The organism is Fontimonas sp. SYSU GA230001 (assembly GCF_040066175.1).
Taxonomy (GTDB): domain Bacteria; phylum Pseudomonadota; class Gammaproteobacteria; order Nevskiales; family Nevskiaceae; genus Solimonas.
This window is the reverse complement of the sequence record NZ_JBEAAM010000048.1, coordinates 1-2,409: the sequence shown is the minus strand read 5'-3', so window position 1 is coordinate 2,409 and position 2,409 is coordinate 1. Positions and strand designations below refer to the sequence as shown.

The window sequence follows — 2,409 nt, the reverse complement described above, 5'->3', positions numbered from 1 at the left end:
CTCTTTCGCATCGACTCGCCGGTGAGGTTGAGCCGATAGCTGTTGTGCACGAGGCGATCGAGGATGGCGTCAGCCAGGGTGGGATCGGCGAGATAGGCGTGCCACTGCTCGACCGGAAGCTGGCTGGTAATCAGCGTGGACTTCTTGTCGTAGCGATCGTCGAGGATTTCCAGCAGGTCGCGGCGCGTCTGCTCGGTGAGCGGCGCGAGGCCGAAATCGTCGAGGATCAGCAGGTCGACCTTGGCGATCTGGCGGAAGAAGCCGGAGCGATTGCTCATGGCGGTGGCGCGAGCGAGCTCGTCGATCAGGCGTGGCATGCGGAAGAAGCGCACCGTGTGATCGGCGCGACACGCCGAATGGCCGATGGCGCAGGCGATCCAGGATTTGCCGACGCCGGTGGGTCCGCAGAGCAGGACGTTGAGTCGCTCGCGGATCCAGGCGAGGTCCGTCACCTGGCCGAGCACGATCTTCTGCATGCCGCGCGGGGTCCTGGTGTCGAGATCTTCCAGACAGGCGCTCTGCGCGAGCTTGGCCCAGCGCAGGCGCTGGCCGAGCCGCTGCGCCTTGCGGTCGTGGACCTCGTGCTGCAGCAGCAGCGCGAGGCGATCCTCGAAGGACAGGTCTGCCGCGTCGGGGCGCGTGAGCTGGTGCTCGAGTGCTGCGGCCATGCCGCGCAGGCGCAGGGCGTGGAGCTGGTCAAACAGGGGATGCTGTAGCAAGACGTCGATTCCTCATTGGTAGTACGTGGGCCCGCGCAGATTGCCGTGCGCGGGAAGGGACAACGCGGGAGGCTCCTTCTGCACCGGCGCCTTGATCAGCGCGCGCAGCGTGCGGTAATTGGTGCTGCCGAGAATCAGGGCACGCTCACAGGCCGCTTCCAGCCGTGCAGCATCGAAATCCTTGGCCAGGCGCAGGATGCCGAGCGATCGGCGCAGGGTCTGCTCGGGATGGACGCGCGCGTGGACTTGCTGACGCACGACGCTGGCCGTAGCCGGACCGATGGCCGCCGCCTCGCGCAGCAGGCGCTCATGCGAAAGCTCGACGACGGCCTTGTGCCGCGGCGGACGATGGTCTGGCAGCGTCGTGAAGCTGCCGCGGATGTGCGAGCGCAAGTGCGCCGCCACGCGCTGGCCACGCAGGAAGACCTCGATCGTGGAGACGGTGAGCCGGACCTCGACGGTCCGGCCAATCAGGGCGTACGGCACCGAGTAGTACCGGCGCTCGACCTCGACGTGATAATCGAGATGGACCTTGGCCTTCTTCCAGGTCGCGTACTCGTACGCTGACGCCGGCAGGGCGCGCAGCGCCGGCTGCTCGCTGCTGGCAAAGACACTGGCACGCGTGCCTTCCCGTTTCTGGAACGGCTTGGCATTGAGCTCGGTGACGAGCGCGCGAATGGCGGCATTGAGCGCTGCCAGCGAGAAGAAGGTGGCGTTGCGCAGTCGCGCCAGAATCCATCGCTCGACCAGCAGCACGCCGCTCTCGACTGCCGCCTTGTCGCGTGGCTTGCGCACCCGCGCCGGCAGGATGGCCATGCCGTAGTGCCTGGAAAACTCCTGGTACGCAGGATTCAGGTCCGGGTCATAGCGGTCCGGCTTGGTGACGCCGCTCTTGAGATTGTCCGGCACCGTCGCCGCCGGGCTGCCGCCGAAGAAGTCGAAAGCGCGGACGTGCGAGGCGATCCAGTCCGGTGCCGATTGGGTCCAGGTCGCTTCGGCATAGGTGTAGCCGGAGTGCCCGAGCACGGCGACGAAGATCTGCGCGTCGCGGACCTGGCCGGTGGCCGGGTCCACGACCGGCGCAGTCTGGCCGGCGTAATCGACGAAGAGCTTGTCGCCCGGCGCGTGGGCCTGCCGCAGCACCGCATCCTGCGTCGACAGCCAGGCGCGGTAGTGATCGCAAAAGGCGCTGTACTCGCAGCCGTCCGGATGCGCCAGCCGGTACTCCTGCCAGAGCAGCAGGCGTGTCACCCCCTTGCGCTTGAGCTCGGCGTGGACGTGCTCGAAGTCCGGTTTCGGAAATGTCGGCGCGACATGCCCAATCGGATACAGCCGCGCCTCCAGCGCCGCGTCGTCAGCATCGTCAGGCAGCGGCCAGGACAGCCCGGCTTCGCGGACGCGGCGCAGGCACTCCTGCACCGTGGAGCGTGCCATCGACAGCGCCGCACCGATCTGCCGCTCCGACACGCCGGCCTCGAATCGCAGGCGCAGCACCTCTCGAATCTTGCGCACGGATAACCTCGGTTGCGCCACCTCGACCCCCTTCCAGATGGAAAAAGGGGCGGAGCGTAGCGGGGTTATCCCGCATCACCTACTGGACCGACATGCCGCGGAATCGTGGACCGGCTTGCCGCGGAACGCTGGACCGACATGCGGCGGAATCATGGACCGGCATGGCGCGGAATACGCA

Annotated in this window: 2 protein-coding genes; both read right to left on the bottom strand. The window is 67.2% G+C overall.

The window, feature by feature from the left end; genetic code table 11:
- The coding region (istB, locus tag AAG565_RS15645; protein ID WP_348820577.1) for an IS21-like element helper ATPase IstB at positions 1–719 on the bottom strand (719 nt) is incomplete at its 3' end.
- A 12-nt stretch (positions 720–731) separates the two neighbouring features.
- A complete protein-coding gene (gene istA, locus AAG565_RS15640; protein ID WP_348820576.1) occupies positions 732–2,252 on the bottom strand; it encodes an IS21 family transposase in 1,521 nt (506 codons plus the stop codon).
- Positions 2,253–2,409: the final 157 nt, after the last annotated feature.